This is a genomic window from Archangium violaceum (genome assembly GCF_016859125.1).
In the GTDB taxonomy this organism is placed as follows: Bacteria; Myxococcota; Myxococcia; order Myxococcales; family Myxococcaceae; genus Archangium; species Archangium violaceum_A.
This window is the reverse complement of sequence record NZ_CP069338.1, coordinates 5,465,046-5,482,389: the sequence shown is the minus strand read 5'-3', so window position 1 is coordinate 5,482,389 and position 17,344 is coordinate 5,465,046. Positions and strand designations below refer to the sequence as shown.

Annotated in this window: 14 protein-coding genes; 3 read left to right on the top strand and 11 right to left on the bottom strand. The window is 68.5% G+C overall.

What is annotated here, in order from left to right; translation table 11 throughout:
- Positions 1 to 244: 244 nt before the first annotated feature.
- On the top strand, positions 245 to 2,038 hold the full coding sequence (locus JQX13_RS23515) for a flavin-containing monooxygenase (protein ID WP_203411163.1): 1,794 nt from the start codon (positions 245 to 247) through the stop codon (positions 2,036 to 2,038).
- On the opposite strand, the gene JQX13_RS23510 is transcribed toward JQX13_RS23515, so the two are convergent.
- The 10 genes from JQX13_RS23510 to JQX13_RS23465 all read right to left on the bottom strand — a co-directional run bounded on the left by JQX13_RS23510 (position 2,035) and on the right by JQX13_RS23465 (position 12,719).
- Positions 2,035 to 3,432: an amidase gene (locus JQX13_RS23510; RefSeq protein ID WP_203411162.1), complete on the bottom strand. Its 1,398-nt coding sequence runs from the start codon at positions 3,430 to 3,432 to the stop codon at positions 2,035 to 2,037. The two genes, JQX13_RS23515 and JQX13_RS23510, sit on opposite strands and share 4 nt — an antisense overlap.
- 66 nt (positions 3,433 to 3,498) lie before the next feature.
- Complete coding sequence (locus tag JQX13_RS23505) at positions 3,499 to 4,065, bottom strand: amidohydrolase family protein (protein WP_203411161.1); 567 nt, start codon at positions 4,063 to 4,065, stop codon at positions 3,499 to 3,501.
- A 297-nt stretch (positions 4,066 to 4,362) separates the two neighbouring features.
- Positions 4,363 to 5,799: a vWA domain-containing protein gene (locus JQX13_RS23500; protein ID WP_203411160.1), complete on the bottom strand. Its 1,437-nt coding sequence runs from the start codon at positions 5,797 to 5,799 to the stop codon at positions 4,363 to 4,365.
- On the bottom strand, positions 5,796 to 5,993 hold the full coding sequence (locus JQX13_RS23495) for a hypothetical protein (protein ID WP_203411159.1): 198 nt from the start codon (positions 5,991 to 5,993) through the stop codon (positions 5,796 to 5,798). Before JQX13_RS23495 ends, JQX13_RS23500 begins: the two co-directional genes overlap by 4 nt.
- Before the next feature lie 112 nt (positions 5,994 to 6,105).
- Positions 6,106 to 7,296: a hypothetical protein gene (locus JQX13_RS23490; RefSeq protein WP_239015083.1), complete on the bottom strand. Its 1,191-nt coding sequence runs from the start codon at positions 7,294 to 7,296 to the stop codon at positions 6,106 to 6,108.
- A gap of 410 nt (positions 7,297 to 7,706) precedes the next feature.
- Entirely contained in the window at positions 7,707 to 9,221 is a 1,515-nt protein-coding gene (rpoN, locus tag JQX13_RS23485; RefSeq protein ID WP_203411157.1) for an RNA polymerase factor sigma-54, read from the bottom strand.
- Between the two features lie 262 nt (positions 9,222 to 9,483).
- On the bottom strand, positions 9,484 to 10,221 hold the full coding sequence (gene lptB, locus JQX13_RS23480) for an LPS export ABC transporter ATP-binding protein (RefSeq protein WP_203411156.1): 738 nt from the start codon (positions 10,219 to 10,221) through the stop codon (positions 9,484 to 9,486).
- Positions 10,218 to 11,201 (bottom strand): LptA/OstA family protein, encoded by a 984-nt coding sequence (locus JQX13_RS23475; RefSeq protein ID WP_203411155.1) that lies wholly within the window; start codon positions 11,199 to 11,201, stop codon positions 10,218 to 10,220. The genes lptB and JQX13_RS23475 overlap by 4 nt, the downstream gene beginning before the upstream one ends.
- Positions 11,194 to 11,787 (bottom strand): hypothetical protein, encoded by a 594-nt coding sequence (locus JQX13_RS23470; protein ID WP_239015075.1) that lies wholly within the window; start codon positions 11,785 to 11,787, stop codon positions 11,194 to 11,196. The genes JQX13_RS23475 and JQX13_RS23470 overlap by 8 nt, the downstream gene beginning before the upstream one ends.
- Before the next feature lie 14 nt (positions 11,788 to 11,801).
- Positions 11,802 to 12,719, bottom strand: coding sequence for a lysophospholipid acyltransferase family protein (locus JQX13_RS23465; RefSeq protein ID WP_430384189.1), 918 nt, complete (start codon positions 12,717 to 12,719; stop codon positions 11,802 to 11,804).
- Between the two features lie 17 nt (positions 12,720 to 12,736).
- On the opposite strand from JQX13_RS23465, the gene astB reads away from it, so the two are divergent.
- Positions 12,737 to 14,062 (top strand): N-succinylarginine dihydrolase, encoded by a 1,326-nt coding sequence (astB, locus tag JQX13_RS23460; protein WP_203411152.1) that lies wholly within the window; start codon positions 12,737 to 12,739, stop codon positions 14,060 to 14,062.
- Positions 14,063 to 14,160: 98 nt separating this feature from the next.
- Positions 14,161 to 14,664: an aminoacyl-tRNA deacylase gene (locus tag JQX13_RS23455; protein WP_203411151.1), complete on the top strand. Its 504-nt coding sequence runs from the start codon at positions 14,161 to 14,163 to the stop codon at positions 14,662 to 14,664.
- A gap of 18 nt (positions 14,665 to 14,682) precedes the next feature.
- Here JQX13_RS23455 and JQX13_RS23450 read toward each other — a convergent pair whose 3' ends face one another.
- Positions 14,683 to 17,301, bottom strand: a complete 2,619-nt coding sequence (locus JQX13_RS23450) for an O-antigen ligase family protein (RefSeq protein WP_203411150.1) — start codon at positions 17,299 to 17,301, stop codon at positions 14,683 to 14,685.
- Positions 17,302 to 17,344: the final 43 nt, after the last annotated feature.

Below are 17,344 nucleotides of genomic sequence, written 5' to 3'. Positions count from 1 at the left end.
AACCGTAGGCGTCTCCCACGCAGCGCACAAGCCAGAGGAGGTCTGGAGCCGCTCCGCGTCCTTCACCACGCCGCGAGTCATGCCTCAGCGTGGCTCGACATCGCGCCAACGCGTTGATTCCCTGGGCTCGGTGAGGCCAGCTATGTACACGGCGGTTTACTTACGACAACGACTGGTTTATGTCCAATGATGTACACGACCGTGTACATGCGCCGCGGCAGTCGAGTCGAAAGGACGTGTTCTGATGAATGCGAAGAACGGTGTGGCCTCCTTTTCTCCGGAGGCGCTGAGGGAGAAGTACCGGATCGAGCGCGAGAAACGGCTGCGTCCTGATGGCAACGCCCAGTACCGCGACTTCAGCGGCGTCTACGCTGATTTCGACAGGGATCCCTACGTCGAGCCCGGCTTCACCCGTCCGGCGTTGACCGAGCAGCTCGACGTGCTGGTCGTCGGCGGTGGCTTTGGCGGCATGTTGGCGGCGGTGCGGCTGCGCCAGGCCGGCGTCCACTCCTTCCGCATCATCGAGAAGGGCGGCGACTTCGGCGGCACCTGGTACTGGAACCGCTATCCGGGCGCCGCCTGCGACGTGGAGTCCTATATCTACATGCCGCTGCTCGAGGAGACCGGCTACATCCCCACGGAGAAGTACGCCAAGGCCCCGGAGATCTTCGCCCACTGCCAGCGGATCGGCCGGCAGTTCGACCTCTACGAGGCGGCGCTGTTCCAGACCCAGGTCGAGCGGATGGACTGGGACGAGAACACCCGGCGCTGGAACGTCACGAGCAGCCGGGGCGACAAGCTCGCGGCGCGGTTCGTCATCATCGCCGGTGGCATCATGCACAAGGCGAAGCTGCCCGGCATCCCTGGCATCGAGACCTTCAAGGGCCACAGCTTCCACACCAGCCGGTGGGACTATGCCTATACCGGCGGCGGCCCCACGAGCCGCATGGACAAGCTGGCGGACAAGCGCGTGGGCATCATCGGCACGGGCGCGACCGCGGTCCAGGCGATCCCCCACCTCGGTGCCACGGCCAAACAGTTGTACGTCTTCCAGCGCACGCCCTCGGGCGTCGGTGTGCGGGCCAACCAGCCCACCGACGAGGCCTGGGTGAAGACGCTCAAGCCCGGCTGGCAGGCGGAGCGCATCCGCAACTTCACCGCGATCGTCTCCGGTCTCGAGCAGGAGGTCGACCTGGTGCGGGACGGGTGGACCTATCTCCTCGATGCTACCGAGAGCCGCCGTGCCGAGACCCCCGAGAAGGCGGCCGAGCTCCACCAGCTCGCCAACTTCCGCAAGATGGAGGAGATCCGCGCGCGGGTGGCCGCCATCGTCAAGGATCCGGTGACGGCCGAGGCGCTCAAGCCCTACTACGACCCGCTGTGCAAGCGGCCCTGCTTCCATGACGAATACCTGGAGACGTTCAACCGCCCCAACGTCCAGCTCGTGGATACCGACGGCAAGGGCGTGGAGCGGATCACGCCCACCGGCGTGGTGGTGAAGGGCAAGGAGTACGAGGTCGACTGCCTCGTCTACGCCTCGGGCTTCGAGGTCACGGGTGACTACACCCGCAAGCTGGGCTTCGACGTCCGCGGGCGCGGCGGCAGGTCCTTGAGCGACGCCTGGGCCGACGGCCCGTCGACGCTCCACGGCGTGACCAGCCGTGGCTATCCGAACCTCCTGATGATCGGTCTCATCCAGAGCAGCTGGGCGATCAACTTCGTCCACATCCTCGGGGAGCTGGCGCGGCACGCCGCCTACATCGTCGATCAGTGCCTGAAGCGGGGCGTCGAGATGGTCGAACCAACGGAGCAGGCGCAGGAGCAGTGGTGGGGGAAAATCCTCGTCAGCCTCCAGAAGGGCCACGTCTTCGGCGGTGCCGAATGCACGCCCGGCTACATCAACAACGAGGGTGCCGCGCCTCACCCGAGCCTGATTCGCAGTGCCGGTTACGGGGGCGGAGCGCTCGAGTTCATCGACATCCTGGAGAACTGGCGAAAGGGCGATGATCTCCCGGGCCTGGAAGTAACGCGGAGCTAGAGCGCGGGAATCGAATAGGGCGCCCAACGGTCCTTCCATGGGCGCGCCTCTTCGAGTTGGTACGCGAGGCCAAGGAGCAGCGCGTCGTCGCCGGGCGCCGCGGCGAAATGGGTGCCAATGGGTAGACCGCCCTCCGGGAAGTGAAGAGGAACGGACATGGCGGGGCAACCCGCGATGTTATGGATCGGCGTGTAACCGAGGGCGCGCGCCGTGCGGCGCAGCAGCTCTTCACGCCCGTGAATCGGCGACAGGTGCCCGATGCGCCATGGCTCGGTGGCGATCGTCGGCGTGAGCACCACGTCGTATCCTCGGGTCGCCTCGAGATAGGCCCGCACCGCCCGCGCGAACACGGCGCGCGCGTGCGGCAGCGCATCGGGACCGCGCTCGAGGAAGGCATCGACCAGCTCCCAGGTGAACGGCTCCAGCTCGTCGTGCTGCACGGGCACGTCACGCGTCTGGTCCACCCTCTCGACGACGCCCGCGATGGCCGCCCCCGTGACGAGGTAGAACGCATCGCCCAGTGCGGAACCGTCGAACAGGGGCGGCGCGATCGGCTCCACCGTGTGACCGAGCCCGGTGAGCAGCGCCACCGACTCGTCGTAGGCCCGGCGAACCGGGGGCTCCGGCTCCGTGCCCATCACCGTACGCGTCCAGGCCGCGATGCGCAGCTTGCGCGCGATTGGAGCGCGCACGAAGCCGACGGGCGTACCACTCGAACGATCCTCGGTGAGCGAGAGGAACAGCGCGCTGTCACGCACCGAGCGGCTGATGCAGTGCTCGCTCGTCATGTCCCCGAAGTCCGAGCTGACGAAGCTCGCGGGCACCGTGCGACCACGGCTCGGCTTGAAGCCGAAGAGACCGCACGCCGACGCGGGAATGCGAATGGAGCCGCCGCCATCACTGGCGTGCGCGAGAGGAACCAGCCCCGCGGCGACGGCGACCGCACTGCCCCCGGACGAGCCCGTGGCCGAGCAGGCGAGGTCCCAGGGGTTGTGCGTCACGCCCTCGAGCAACGTCTCGGTGCTGAAGAGCAATCCGAACTCCGACATCGCGCTCTTGCCCGCGCACACGAGCCCCGCGTCCTCGAGCCGTCTGCCGTACGGAGTCTGCTGCTGGGAGACATTGGACGCGAACAGCCGCGAGCCCATCGACCAACGCAGACCTGGCCACGCCGTGGCGTCCTTCACCAGGAACGGCACTCCGGAGAATGGACCCGGGCCCACCCGACGGGGGCGCTCGCGTGCGACCGTGACGACGGCACGTAACAACGGGTTCAACGCGTCGATGCGCGCCATGCACGCGTCGAACAACTCGTCCGCCGAGACCTCTCCCCGAGCACACAGCTCCGCCTGTGCCACGCCATCGAGGCGGGCGAGAGAAGCCAGGTCCGTCATCGGACAGCCCCGTTCTGGAATGGAAACGAGATGTGCGTGATTGTCATTGCGGTCAAGGTCTCACATTCATACCAGCACCGTTGGTGAGGAGCCGTAGGGAGCCCGACCGACCATGTCCTTCGGCTTGTGCTTCAGGAACGGCCCGAACGAGGGCGGCTCCAACATGACCCCCGTCAGTTCGCCGTCGGCGTCCACCTCGTAGCTGGAGTTCGGCGGGGCGGGGGTCGCCGCGGTCACCCCCACCGAGGCGAAGGCGGTGGAGTTCGCGTAGGCACCATGGCCGGACGCGCTCTCGACGACGATGTTCACCGTGGTCGAGATCCGGTCGAGCTGCTCGAACCCGAGTCGCCGGAGGCCGACTCCGGGGACGAAGCCCAGCAGCGAGGGGGCGAAGTTGACGAAGAAGACCCAGTCGCCAGCGCTCTTCCCCCTGACATGCTCCTTGATCGTGGTGAGCACCTCCTCATACGTCACGCCGTGGCCCGGAGAGCGCAGGTCGACGATGTAGGCGTTCTGGACGCCCGAGAGGGCGTGCGCGTGCGACCGCTCCACCCCCCCCGCGAGGAGCTCGGACCCCGAAAACACGTCGGCTTCGCTCAAGAACTTCCATGCCGTATTGTTGCAAGATTTCATGATGAGCCGCTCTCCCCTCTCTGGAATCACAGTTCACATCGAATTTGCCAGTACGTGTTCAACCGGAGCCGTGTGGCACGGGTGTCACCCACCCTGGCAGATCTTTGTTGAACGGGCTGTGAAGGACCTCATTGCCTCCGGGCGACAGACATGTCCCTTGAGGAGAACGCTGCGGCACGCGCCTGGAATCCTGGGGGGATTCCAGGGAGGGAGACGGACACACGCGCCTCGTGCTCGTGTGCCCTGGCCAGCCGCGTACGCCTCCAGCCCCTACCCGCGCCGCGGCCCCGAGTCGCCCTACGGCGCGGAGCTGGTGCTCGTGCGGCTCTGAGCAATCGCGTACAGGATGGCGTCCCGCAGCTCGCTCACGTTGTCCGCACGGAAGAAGCTGCCCTTGCCCGCCAACGCGATGCTCTGGAGCATGGGGCTGCTGTCTCCGTAGCCGACGACGAACGTGCGCATCGTCTGGTCGCCCGGCATGTCGTCACGCAGATCCACATGCGACAGGAAGAAGGACACGTCATCCATGAAGTTCTTGTTGCCCACACCCAGGCCGGTCGGCCAGTTGTATTCGGTGTAGTCACACGCCGCCTTGGTGGAGCCGACACGATCGCAGTAGTTCACGCCGCCCACGTCCGGGTTCGTCTCGGGGTAGGCCGGGTCGAACCGGAGCCACGAGCCATCGTCGTGCCTGACCCCCCTCGCCATGAGGATCTCCATCATCCGGGTGATGGGCACCGTGTTGTCGGAACGGGGCGTTCCCCCACTCACCACGATGACGGCATTGGTCTGGGACGCGAAGCACGTGGAACGCCGCTGGGCCCAGGGCTCCTCCCAGGGCTGGCCCGGCATATAGGCCCCGGTCGATGGGTCGGTGAAGGGCGGCATCAGCCACTCGTTGTACGCCACACCCCAGTAAATGCCCTCCTTGCCCGTGTACGGATCATCGTAGGTGCCACCGTTGCAGCACCCCGGCCAGCCGAAGTACCCGGGGTTGAGGGGCTGCTTGAACCAGTTCTCCCACTTCAGGTCCATCCGCTGCGAGGAGAAGTAGCCCCCCAGACCGAACAGGGCCTCGCCAATGGAGCGCTCGTTGTTGCGGAACTGCACCCTGTTGACGGCCTTCTTCAGCCCGGGCCGGTCCATCGCCGTCTCGTCGAAGGTGGGATGGGACTGTTCGCAGGTCGGAGCCAGCGGTGCGAGCAGCTCCGGCGGATCGAACCAGCCGTGATCCCTGCCGAAGGTGGCCACGCCCAGGCGCACGTGGGTCACCGAGCTGATGACGTCCTTGATCACCTTGCGCGCGATCACGAACCTGGGCGGACGCACGTTGAGGACCCGGCCACTGACGACCCACCTGCGATACGCCTCGGGAGGAAGCGGTGGCTCACCGGGCTCCGGGAAGGGGCCATCCTGGTGCGAAACGGTCGTGGCGATCACCATCGGACCCCGCCACCAGCCCTTGGTGTTCAGACAGCTCATGCACTCCGCCATGAGCGAGGAGTTGGAGTAGGGATAGGGATAGTCATCGATGTCCCATCTCACCGAGTCGTAGCAGGCGACGAGTGCGTCACCCTTGATGCTGTTCAAATCGAAGTTTGGGTGGAGTGAGTACGGGGATTCCTTCACCTGCCAGGCAATGCGCCGGCCGCGAGTGTGGTAGAACCTGCCCGGATCGAAGAATGGAGAGACGAGGTCGGGGTCGCTGTCATAGACGACGGAGCCGTTCTTCATCCAAGGTCTCCAGGAGCGGGGTTCGTGGGCCTGGGGTAGTAACCGGGCGTGAAGGCCTCGGGCAGATACCGCGGGAAGTCCTGCATGGACTCGCTGTTGTCCAGCAGGAGGATGACATTGGGTGGAATCTCCTGCGCCTGGACCGGGAGGGGCAGCAACCCAGCCAGCCCCGCCGCCATCAGTCCCAAGGTCAAACCTCTACGTGTACCCCATCCACCTGACATTTCGCGTTCTCCAGACGAGCACCCCCCTGCATGGGTGGAGTGCTCGTCTGACGTGGATACACGCAGCCCCTGACAAATACGACTACGGCCCACGAAGGACGGTCAGTCCCAGGTCGGTGAGCACGAGCAGCATGCTCGGCTTCACGGTGGGTTCATAGACGAGCTGCAGGACGCGTTGACCCGACACCTCCTCCACCTGGGTCAGCGTCACGCCGTCCGGCTCCAGCCGCCAGAGGCCCGCGCCATTCGTGCCGATGTAGAGCGCGCCATCGTCCGTCGCCTTGAGCGCGAGGATCTGGTTCGTCGGCAGCCCGGCGAGCTTCGACCAGTCCCCCGCGGAGCGTGACTTCGGCTTCAGCGACCAGACACCGAACTCCGCGCTCCCCAGGTAGTAGTGACCCGAGGTGGTCTGTTCGAAGGCGCGCCAGAAATCATCGGACGCCTGATCATTGAGCACGCCGTTGAAGCCCTTGAACCTCCAGGGCGTGGGACCTTCCCAGGTGTACTCGCGGTCCCACTCCTCGAGCCTCGCGCTCGGGACGAGCACTCCGACCATCTGCTCGTTCGCGACGAGGACATCTCCGTTGCTCGCGAGGCCGAGCCCGTACATCGGCGGGCATTGGAGCGACTCGTCCTTCGTTCCGTCCGGGTTCGTGGTGATGAGGTACCAGCCCGGATGGCGGTGGCTGTTGTACGTGAGCCCCTGGATGCGGGTCACGCCGTGGTTCGTCGTGATGTAGAGGTCGCCGCGATAGGCGCCGCGTGTCACGCGAGCGCAATTCAGGACGCTGCGGTCCTCCTCGTAGTGGAAGTCGTTCGTGTTGTGGATGCCGATCTGCCTGCCCGCGTTCGACGCGCCGGTGGTGCGCCAGATGTGCTCCTCGAGCACGACGGTCCCATCGGGCTGGAGGCGGACCGCGTCGAGATCTCCCTTCTGGTACTCGGCGTATCGCTCGGGCGTGTAGTTCGCCTCGCCCGGTCCGGGGATGTACGTGCGCTGTGAAATGCCTTCCGCCCGCTGCATCTCGGCGGCGCGATACCCCACGTACGCGCGCCCGGCCTCACCGCCGCAGATGACCGTCGAGCCGATCGCGAGCGAATCCCGGCCGAACGGCAGGCGCGCCTGACCGACCCCCGTGGTCCACGTCGGAGCCGTGTCGCCCGGGCGCAGCACGCCGATGCGATTGCCGTCGAGGAACCAGAAGTTCAGCCCTTCATCGAGCCCAACGCTCTGCGGCCTGCCGACGCCAAACACCTGCGTGTAGTCGAGCACCGCCTCCACTGGCCACGGCCCTGCATCTGGCGGCTCGCCTTTGTCGGGCGACGTCCCCCCATCCCCGTCCGGTGTCCCCGCGTCCCCACCCGGTGTGGAAATCGGGGGTGTGCCGGCATCCTCCGAGGGAACGGGCGGGGTGCCCGAGGGAACTTCGTTTCCGTCCGATGGACCGGTCCCCTGATTCTCCCGCGGCTCGAGTGTCTTGTTCCGGTCAGCACAACCTGCCGTGAACAATGAGATGACCGCGAGTCCTGCGCCCACCACGCCTACGCGAATGCCCATCCGTGCCTCCGTCGACAGAGGCTCGTTCGCAAGTCCCGGGCCGACGGAGAGAAGTACACGCTCGAGCGGATGAGAACCGTCCCGGAAGGCCGCGCCCAGGAGAGACGCGGCCACATCGGGCCCGGCTAGAAGTAGCGCTTGCGCTTGCTGCTCGGGAGGATGCCCAGCACCTCGCGGTACTTGGCCACCGTGCGCCGGGCGATCTCCGTGCCCTGCGCCTTGAGCAGCTCGACGATCTTCTGGTCCGAGTACGGATTGCGCGGATCTTCCTGCGACACCAGCTGCTTGATGTGGTGCTTCACCGCCTCGCTCGCCGTGTCCTCACCGGACACGCGGGCGATGGACGAGTTGAAGAAGTACTTCAGCTCGAAGATGCCCTGCGGCGTGTGCACGTACTTGTTCGTCGTCACGCGCGACACCGTGGACTCGTGCATGCCGATGTCCTCGGCCACGTCCCGGAGGATGAGCGGCTTGAGGTGCGCGATGCCCTTGTCCAGGAAGTCCCGCTGGAACTTCACGATGCTCTCGGTGACCTTGTAGATGGTGCGCTGGCGCTGGTGGATGGAGCGGATGAGCCACTGCGCGCTGCGCAGCTTCTCCTGGATGAACTCCTTCGTCTGCCCCGGCCCCACCCCGCCGCTCTTCAGCGCGTTGCGGTACGTGCCGGAAATCCGAAGCTTCGACAGGCCGTCGTCGTTGAGCACCACCGTGTACTCGTCCTCGGCCAGCTTGTAGACGAACACGTCGGGGGTGATGTACTGCGCGTCGTCCCCACTGAAGTTGCGGCCCGGCTTCGGGTCCAGCTTGGGCAGCAGCTTGGAGGCCTCCACCACCTCCTCGAGCGACACCTTCAGGTCCTTGGCGATGGCCGGAAGGTTCTTGCTCTCCAGGTACTTCATGTGCCGCTTGATGATGAGGCCCAGCAGCGGCGCGTGCTTGTCCTTGAGCGCGGCCACCTGGATGAGCAGGCACTCCTGGAGGTCGCGCGCGCCGCAGCCCTTGGGCTCCAGGTTCTGGATGCGGCGCAGCGTGCGCTCGGCCACCGACATGGGCACGTCCGCCTCGTTGGCCAGGCGGATGAGTGGATCTCCCTCCACCTCCTCCAGCGTCAGGTACCCGTCCTGGTCCAGGTTGCCCAGAATGAGCATCCCGATACGCCGCTCGGCGTCATTGAGCCGCAGCGTGCCGAGCTGCTCCTGGAGGTGATCGACCAGGTCCTCCTTCTCCACGAGGTTGGCCTCGAAGGAGGGCATGTCCTCGGTCGCCACGTTGCCCCGGTTGGAGGCCGTCGTGGGCTCGTTGAACTGGTAGCTGTTGAGGTAGGCCTCCCAGTCGATCTCCGGCGGCCCGTCGCCGTCCGCCTTGAACTCGGGCGCGGCATCCGGGGTCCGCAACTCCACTCCCGCCGGAAGCTCGGTATTCGCGGCTTCCAGGGAAGCCTCGCCTGGCTCCTTGTCCGCCGTATCCCCGAAGGGGGCCTCGTCCGGCTGCTCCAGGAGGGGATTCTGGTCCATCTCCTCCCGGACCTGCTCCAGAAGCTCCATCCGCGAGAGTTGCAGCAGCTTGATGGCCTGCTGCAGCTGGGGCGTCATCACCAGCTGCTGCGAAAGCTTCAGGCTCTGCTTGAGTTCCATCGCCATTCTCTGTCTCCCGCCCGTTTCAACACTCGACTCGATGGCGGCCCGCCATCAAGGACCGTGCCAAAGTAGCAAGGCCCCCCGACTTCGTCCAGTGTCCGAGAGTCCGGCCCGTACCTTGCACTTCGTTAAATTCTTCATTTATTCCGCGTACTTGCATTGTCTCGAACGCCGCCGAAGACGTTCAACAATGGACGTGCGGAGGGGGAGCGGCACGCGGGTGCGGTCCGCCCCCGAGCGGCTCACGAAGCCGGTTTTTCGGCGCTCACACCGACTGCAAGCGGAATCGCTCGCCGAGGTACACCGCACGCGCCCGGGCCGAGGAGGCGAGCTGCGCCGGCGTGCCCTCCTCCAGGATCTGCCCCTGTGCGATGATGTAGGCACGGTCACAGATGCCGAGGGTGTCCTGGACGTTGTGGTCGGTGATGAGGACGCCCAGGCCACGGGACTTCAGGTGGGAGATCTGCCGCTGGAGGTCCCCCACGTTGATGGGGTCCACGCCGGCGAAGGGCTCGTCGAAGAGGATGAAGCGGGGGTTGGGGATGAGGGAGCGGGCGATCTCCGCGCGGCGGCGCTCGCCACCGGAGAGCGTCTCGCCGAGCGACTCGGCCACATGGCCCAGGCCGAACTCCTCCAGCAGCTCCCGGGCGCGCTTCTCGCGGGCGGACCGGTCCAGGTTCTTCTGCAGCTCCAGCACGGACAGGAAGTTCTGGCTCACGGTGAGCTTGCGGAAGATGGAGGACTCCTGGGGCAGGTAGCCCAGACCGCGCAGGGTGCGCCGGTGCATGGGCAGGTGGGTGAGCTCCTCGTCGTCCACGCGCACCCGGCCGACATCGGGCCGCACCAGGCCCACCACCATGTTGAAGCTCGTCGTCTTGCCGGCGCCATTGGGCCCGAGCAACCCCACCACCTCTCCCTGGGAGACGTAGAAGGACACGCCCTGCACCACCTTGCGCTTGCGGAAGGTCTTCTGGAGACCCTCGGCGTACAACCGGCTGCTCATGGCTTCGTTCCCCCCGCGCCCGTGTGGCCGGACGCGCTACCTGGATTGCTCCTACCCCCACCCTTGCGCTGCCGCTGCTCGAGCGGCGCCGTCTCCACGGTGATGACGGCGTCCTTCACCTCGAAATTCGATTTGCCCACCGTCATCCGCACCTCGGAGCCCCGGAGGTGCGTGGTGGGATCACGCGCCTCGGGGTTGCCCTTCACCACGAGCAGGCCGGTGGGCACGTCGAAGTCGGCCCGCTCGCCCCGAGCGGAGCGCTCGCCGTCCACCGCACGTACATTGCCCACGCACTCCGCGCGCGTCACCTCTCGTGGACCGTTGTAGTGGGCAATCATCTTGTCGCACCGCAGGTCCATCGTCCGCTGCTTCACCACCACGTCGCCCGTGAAGACGGCCTGGTTGTTCGAGCCGATCACCCGCCGGGCGGAGATCACCGCGGGCTCTCTCGGTGGGGAGGACTCCTTGCCCGAGCCCCTGCGCGACGGCGGCTTCAACGGTGCCGACTGGAGGGTGACGACGGCGTTCTCCACCTGGTACTCGTGGTTCTTGTTGCCCGCCGTCATGCGCAGCTCGGTGCCCTTGAGGTGCGTGGTGGCATCCTGCGCCTCGGGATTGCCCGTCACCACCAGCAGGCCACTGGGTACGTCGAAGCCGGCCCGCTCGCCCCTGGCCGTCCGGTCGCCGTCCACCGCGCGCACGTTGCCCACGCACTCCACGCGCGTCACCTCACGCGGGCCGTTGCCGCTGTAGAAGGCGATCATCTCGTCGCACCGCAGGTCCATCGTCCCCTGCTTCACCACCACGTCGCCCTTGAAGACGGCCTGGTTGCGTGAGCCCAACACCCGTTGGGAGGTGATGACCGTGTTGTTGCGAACCGCCGGAGCCTCCGCCCCGCCGGGCGAGCCGGCGCTGGCCTCGAACGCGGTCGGCTTCACCGGCTGGGCCAGGAAGAAGGCCGTCACGAGATACTCAATCATGCGCGGCTCCCAGGACGGTCCGCACCGAGCCCTCGAAGGCGAAGCTCTCGTCGGGGAAGGACAGGGAGAAGGCGTCCGCCTGGACGTGGTACTCCGGCCCGTCCACCTGCACACCTTCCGTGCCCCGCGCCGTCTGTTGCACCCCGTCGTAGGTGGCCCGGGGCGAGCGAGCCACCATCCCGGAGGCGGTGCGCACCTCCACGTCGCCCGAGGCCACCATCTGTCTCGTGCCCAGGTTGCCCTCCATGAGATTCGCACGCACCAGCGTGCCACCCGGAGGGACCTGCACCTGTGCCTGCGCGCCCTCGTCCTTCGTGCGCGCCTTCTTGCCCGCCGGAGGAGCGTCCGCCAGCGGGCTCCTGCCGAGCATGAGGAGCGTGGCCTTCGAGGCGGTGATGTCACCGTTGCGATCGTAGGTGGCCCGCTCGGCCTGGCCCGTCATGGACAGGGTGCTGCCGTCGAACGAGCGCAGCCGGACCCCGTGCATCACCACGGCGGGCGGCGCTGAGGCATCACCTGGAGCCTGCCTCGGGGAGCAGGCGGCCAGGAGGCAGAAGAGGCTCGAGAAGAGGACGGTACGTGGCACGAGGCCCTTTTGTATCATCGGGTCTGGGTGGTGGGACGGGTCTTCCAACGCTGGTGCATCCACACCCATTGCTCAGGTGCCCGGCGGATGGCTGCCTCTATCCTCTCCGAGAGAGCGGCCGTGAGCGCGACGGCATCGGCCTCCCGGTCCCCGCTCGCCTGCCAGGGCACCTCCTCCATCCACAGCCGGTAGCCCTCGCCCTCCCGCTGGCAGAAGCCCACCACCGCCGCCGCGCCCGTGCGCAGCGCCAGGTCCGCCGCCGCCCGGGGCGTGGCCGCCAGCGCTCCGAAGAAGGGCACGAAGACGGACTGCACCTTCGTGTCCTGGTCGATGAGCAGCCCGAGGATCTCCCCCGCCTTGAGGGCGCGCAGCATGGCTCGCGCCGCGCCCTCCTGGCCGCGCCAGATGCTGCGCACCCCGCCCTGGGCCCGGAAGCGCTCGACGAGCGCGGTGAGCCTCGGGTCCGTGGTCTCCTTGGCGATGCTCTGGCTGGGGTAGCCCGCCCGCGCCACCCGCCGGGCCAACAGCTCCCAGTTGCCCACGTGGCCGGAGACGAAGACGACGCCCCTGCCCCGGGCGAGCGCCGTCTCCAGGACACGCCGGTCCTCCTCCGGCCAGCGGACCAGGCGCTCGAGCTGCCGGTCCATGGAGGCGGTGGCGCCCACCTCGAAGACGGCCATGCCCAGGTGGCGGAAGGAGGCGCGGGCGAGCGCATGCCGCTCCGCGTCGGACTTCTCCGGGAAGGCGAGGGCCAGGGACTTCAACGCCTTGCGTCGCTCCCCGCCGGCCACGGCGAAGGCGAACCGGCCGAAACCCGCCCCCAACACCCGAGCGAGCCCCAGCGGCAGGCTGCTCACGATGGTCAATGCCGCACGGACGAGCAGGTAGCGGAGGAAACGCTTCAGGCGCTTTGCTAAGGGAGGGCGCTCCACGAGCGTTTCCATACCCCATGCGCGAATACAACTTCGACGGCATCGTCGGTCCCACCCACAATTACGGCGGCTTGTCGCCCGGCAACCTGGCGTCCGCCCTCCATGGCGGCGAGGTGAGCCACCCCCGCGAAGCGGCCCTCCAGGGGCTGGAGAAGATGCGCTTCGTGGCGGAGCTGGGCGTGGGCCAGGGTGTGCTGCCTCCCCAGCCGAGGCCCTCGCTGCGGGCGCTGCGCGCCCTGGGCTTCTCCGGTACGGACGAGGAGGTCATCACCCGGGCCGGGCAGGAGGCCGAGCACCTGTTGCGGCTGACCTCCAGCTCCGCCGCCATGTGGACGGCGAACGCGGCCACGGGAGCGCCCTCCGAGGACACGGCGGACGGGCGGATGCACCTGACGCCGGCCAACCTCCAGCAGATGTTCCACCGGGCGCTGGAGGCGGAGACGACGCACTCGGTGCTGCGCTCCATCTTCGCGGACGAGAAGCACTTCGCCGTCCACGCGCCACTGCCCGGCGGTGGGCACTTCGCGGACGAGGGCGCGGCCAACCACACCCGGCTCGCCACCCCGGGGCACAAGGCGGTGCACCTGCTCGCCTGGGGCCGGAGCGCCTGGCGGGATGACGTGCGCCACCCCACCCGCTTCCCCGCACGGCAGACATACGAGGCCAGCCAGGCGCTGGCCCGGTTGCACAAGCTGGATCCGGCGCAGGTGCTGCTGCCGCAGCAGTCCCCCGAGGGCATCGACGCGGGCGCCTTCCACACGGACGTGATGGCGGTGGGCAACCAGAGCTTCCTCATGCTGCACGAGCTGGCCTTCGTGGACCCCCAGGGGTTGCTGAAGACGCTGCGCGAGAAGCTGGGGGATGAGTTCACCTACGTGCTGGCCACCAACGAGGAACTGCCCGCGCGCGACGCGGTGAAGGCCTACCCGTTCAACTCGCAGGTGCTGACGCTGCCGGATGGCACCATGGCCATCATCGCGCCGGAGGAGAGCCGGGAGACGGAGCCGGCGCGGCGCTTCCTGGAGCGCGTGGTGGCCGAGAACAACCCGGTCAAGCGCGTGTATTACCTGGACGTGCGCCAGTCGATGAACAATGGAGGCGGCCCGGCCTGCCTGCGCCAGCGCGTGTGGCTCACCGACACCGAGCGCGCCGCGGTGAAGGCGAACGTCTTCTACACCCCGGAGCTGCACGAGGCGCTCGCTGGCTGGGTGAAGCGGCACTACCGCGAGGACCTGCGCGCCAGGGACCTGGCGGACCCGAAGCTGGCCCGCGAGACGATGACGGCGCTCGACGAGCTCACGCGCATCCTCAACCTGGGCAGCGTCTACGATTTCCAGCGGTGAGACCCGGGGCGCGTGCCCGCCCGCCTGGGAGGCACTCGCCCGGCGCGCCATGGCCGGAGGGACGGGGGCAGTCCACCTTCGAGACAGAGGTGCCGCCCATGATCCCCGTCCCCATCCAGGATTACCTCCGGCAGCAACACGTCCCCTTCCTCCGTCACTGGCACCCACGCGCGATCACGGCGCAGGAGCTGGCCCAGGCGCTCCACGTGACAGGGTACCGCGTGGCCAAGTCGGTCATCGTCCGGGCCGGCCAGCAGCTGTGGATCTGCCTCCCTCCCGCTTCGGAGACACTGGACCTGAAGAAGGTCCGGGAGGCGCTCGGTGTCCGGGAGGTCCAGCTGGCGACCGAGGACGATTTCGCGAACCACTTCCCCGATTGCGAGCTGGGCGCGGAACCGCCCTTCGGTCACCTCTACGGGCTGCCGGTGCTGATGGACGAGAGCCTGGGCGTGGCCGAGGACCTGCTGCTGCGCGCCGGCTCGCACGAGGAGGCGCTGGAGGTGAGCGTCGAGGACTTCATCGCGCTCGAGTCACCCCAGATGGCCGACATCATCCACGAGCGCCCGGGTCGACACGTGGAGCATCACGCCATGCATCCATGACACCCGGAGCCCAGCGGCTCAGGGTGCCTCGTCCTCTTCTCCCCCCGCGTCCTCGTCCGCGCCTACCTCCCACAGGAGCCGGTCCCGCGCGTCCACACCCATTTCACGCACCCGGCGCCGCTCCTCCACGCGCTGGCGCTCCGCGGCCTCCAGGCGATCCACCCACGCCTCCCCCTCGGCGCGCTGCTCCGGGGACTGCAGCCGCAACCCCTCGCGCACGGCCCGCGCCGCCGCGTCGAGCTGGTACAGCGACTCGTGCAGCCGCGCCACCTTGAACCAGACGCCCGCGGAGGGCTGGATGCGCGCCGCGGACTTCCAGGACTCGAGCGCTCGCGCGCGGTGCCCCTCCTTCTCGAAGCTGGAGCCCTCGAGCATGAAGAGCTGGGCGCGCAATCCCAGGTCCGACACGAAGGGGCTCACCTGCTGGAGTGTCTCCCGCGCTCGCCGGGTCAGCCCCGCTTCCACCTCCATCCGCGCGAGCGTGAAGGCCAGCTCCACGCTGCCGGGGAAGCGGGTGCGCAGGGACTCGAGCGACTCGAGCGCCTCGTCCTTGCGCCCCTGGGCATGGAGGACCTCCGCGTGCAGCAGGTACGAGGAGAGCGCGTCCGGGGCCCGGCGGGAGACCTCCGCGCTGGCGGCTTCCGCCTCCGCCAGCTCCTGTCGCTCCAACCGCAACCGCGTCTCGCGCTCCCAGAGCTGGACGGCTTCGGGAGTCGCGTCGAAGTGCTCCCGGGCCCAGGCGAGCCAGGGAAGGGCCACCTCGTGACGCCGGGTGCGCATCAGCTCGGTGGCGAGCAGCACGGCGCTCCGTCCCGACTCCGGCGTGAGGGCCCGCAGCTCCTCCAGGGTGCGCGCCCGCCCGAGCGCCTCGCGCCACAGCACCTCCTGGTCCCCGGCCTCGAAGGCCAGGCGGTACTCGAGGAATGCCTGGGTGCGGCGTCCCAGGGTGAGCAGGGCGCGTGCGGCCACGCGGTGGGCCCGCGCATCCACCGGGTTCAGGAAGAGGGCCCGGTTGACGAAGCCGAGCGCCTCGACCGCTTCCGCGCGCCCCAGGCCCGTATGCGCCAGGCCCATCAGGACCTGCAGGGCATGATCGGCCGGGTGCCGCGCGATGAGGGCGAGCCCACGGGCACGCACCTCGGCCAGGGGGGCCCGCGCGCGGACGAGGTCCCCGAGCTCCTCCTCGGCCTCGGCCAAAGTGCTCCGTCCAGGGATGAGCGCGACCAGCGCCAGCACGGCCAGGACGCCACCCACCGCGAGCACGCGCAAGGGCGCATGACCGCGCCGGGCCACGCAGCGCTCCCGGTCCTCGGGCCGGGCCACGCAGGCCAACGCCACCCACGCCGCCACCGCGCTCGCGGGCAGCTCCAGGCTGAAGTCGAAGAGATCATGCAGCCCGAGCGCCGCCACCCCCGCGAGCACCGCCCATTCCACCGCGCCAAGGCCCTCGCGGCGCACCAACCGGATGAACCCCCACAGCCCCACGGCGAGCAGCAGCAGCCCGGGCACACCGAACTCGGTGGCGAGCTGCAGCACCGCGTTCTCCGGGTGCGTGAGCGTGTTGAGGACGGGCCGCTCCTGGTAGCGGGGGAAGACGGACTCGAAGGCGCCGCGGCCCAGGCCGAGCGGATAGGCCCTCGCGACCGAGGCCAACGCCGGCCACAGCTCCAGCTTGCTGTGGCGCAGCTTCTCCACGCTGTCCGCGGTCTCCAGCTCGGCCAGGAGCTGCTCGGAGGCGATCTGCCCGCCCACCGTGAGCACCGCGAGGAGGCACAGCAGCACGGTGCCGCTGCGACGCCACGTCCGACCCCGCTCCGTCCCCGCCCGGCGCCCGAGCAGCAGGAGCGCGAAGGCGAGCTGTCCGAAGACGAAGAAGGCGACGCCTCCGCGCGAGAGGGACAGCAGCACGCCAGCCCCGCCCAGCAGGGTGGCCACCACGAAGGGCGCCGCGCGCAGCCGCGTCCCACTGGAGAGCGCGAGCCCCAACGACACGGTGGCCGACAGCCCGAGGAAGGCCGCGAGGTGGTTGGGGTTGCCGAAGGGGGTGAGCAGCGGCGGACGCGCGTGGATGAAGGCGATGAAGCCCAGGAGCCGATCGAGGCCGAACAGCGAGTGCAGCAGGCCCAGCACGGCCACCGCCGCTCCCGTGAAGGAGAGGGTGCCCAGCAGCCGTCGGCGCGCGCGCTCCGAGCGGCACACCTGCACCGCGGCGACGAAGGTGAGCAGGTACGCCAGGTGCCTGGCCAGCTCGCGCCAGGTGGCCGGAGGCTCCATCGACAGGGGCCTCGGCCCCTCCAGTCCCAGCGGGACGAGGACGAAGTCACGCAGCCCGGCCGCCTCGGGGCTGAGGACGGCGAGCAACCCCGGCGGCAGCGGGACGAGCTGCAGGAGGCACAGGAGCGCCCCCGCCCCGAGTGGAAGCGAGAGCAGCGGCAGGTGCAGCGACCGGTGCTGCCTCCACGCCCCCAGGCACGCCAACACGAAGGCGAGGCCCGCGAGCACCACCAGCGGCCAGTGCACCCACGTGGGCGCGCCCCCGAGCGACAGAGGCAGCAGCACCAGCAACACCGCCAGCACCGCTTCGGCGCCGAGGGCGTACCGGGACGTGTGCGAACGGGAGTGGGACGCGGGGAGCATGGAGGGTCGCGATTATGTCACGGGTCCACGCGGACGCCTGGAA

Bases quoted from the DNA above. Each gene is read 5' to 3' on its own strand.
- JQX13_RS23515 (WP_203411163.1), top strand. From the start codon at position 245: ATGAATGCGAAGAACGGTGTGGCCTCCTTTTCTCCGGAGGCGCTGAGG.
- JQX13_RS23510 (WP_203411162.1), bottom strand. From the start codon at position 3,432: ATGACGGACCTGGCTTCTCTCGCCCGCCTCGATGGCGTGGCACAGGCG.
- JQX13_RS23505 (WP_203411161.1), bottom strand. From the start codon at position 4,065: ATGAAATCTTGCAACAATACGGCATGGAAGTTCTTGAGCGAAGCCGAC.
- JQX13_RS23500 (WP_203411160.1), bottom strand. From the start codon at position 5,799: ATGAAGAACGGCTCCGTCGTCTATGACAGCGACCCCGACCTCGTCTCT.
- rpoN (WP_203411157.1), bottom strand. From the start codon at position 9,221: ATGGCGATGGAACTCAAGCAGAGCCTGAAGCTTTCGCAGCAGCTGGTG.
- lptB (WP_203411156.1), bottom strand. From the start codon at position 10,221: ATGAGCAGCCGGTTGTACGCCGAGGGTCTCCAGAAGACCTTCCGCAAG.
- JQX13_RS23475 (WP_203411155.1), bottom strand. From the start codon at position 11,201: ATGATTGAGTATCTCGTGACGGCCTTCTTCCTGGCCCAGCCGGTGAAG.
- astB (WP_203411152.1), top strand. From the start codon at position 12,737: ATGCGCGAATACAACTTCGACGGCATCGTCGGTCCCACCCACAATTAC.
- JQX13_RS23455 (WP_203411151.1), top strand. From the start codon at position 14,161: ATGATCCCCGTCCCCATCCAGGATTACCTCCGGCAGCAACACGTCCCC.
- JQX13_RS23450 (WP_203411150.1), bottom strand. From the start codon at position 17,301: ATGCTCCCCGCGTCCCACTCCCGTTCGCACACGTCCCGGTACGCCCTC.